This window comes from Mycoplasma zalophidermidis (assembly GCF_018913985.1).
Lineage (GTDB): Bacteria > Bacillota_I > Bacilli_A > Mycoplasmatales > Metamycoplasmataceae > Mycoplasmopsis > Mycoplasmopsis zalophidermidis.
Genome location: NZ_JAHMHK010000021.1, coordinates 1 through 638, shown reverse-complemented (window position 1 = coordinate 638; position 638 = coordinate 1). Strand labels below are relative to the sequence as shown.

Genomic DNA, 638 nt, shown 5'->3' with positions numbered 1-638 from the left:
GAATTACAAACAGATTCAATTAAATTAATTAAAACAGAAGCAAAAAGAAATGATTTTAAAGTTGATAAATTCTTAGAAGAAATTAGCGACTTTGATTTATTGCAAAAAGCATGTGAAAAATTCAAAGAAATCAAAAAAGCATATGGCAATGCTGAGTTAGAACCATCATTAATTAATATTCATCCAGCAATGCTAATTCAAGTAAAAGACAAAACAGAAAAAGACGAAAATTTTGAGCAAAACATAAAAGAAATTATCAAAATACTTGAACAAAATAATTTAACTTGGGTTAAATATTTCAGCGGGGATAAAGTAGATCAAAATACCAGTAGTATTAAGGAAGAAGTTTCTCTAAAAAAGATATCTAGAAATAATTCTGGTGTTGATTGCATTATTTTTAAAGTAGGTCCAGCCACTGGTTGAAATATTCCAAGAGCGTGTATGCTTGTTCAATTAAGAAATGTTTCGTCTGAAAACCTAAATATTCAAACATTGGGAAGAATAAAAAGAAATCCTAATCCTAATTATTTTGTTGATAATGATGATCAATTGTTTGAAAATTCAATTGCTAATAAATATTGGTTTTATTCAAACTTTGAAGAAAAGAAAAGAGAATGAAGTTATTATGAATTGCAGGA

Annotated in this window: 1 protein-coding gene; it reads left to right on the top strand. The window is 26.6% G+C overall.

Annotated features, from left to right (window positions below; genetic code table 4):
* Positions 1-638 (top strand): hypothetical protein (locus tag KQ878_RS03705; RefSeq protein ID WP_373422577.1); only part of this gene is annotated, 638 nt, incomplete at both ends.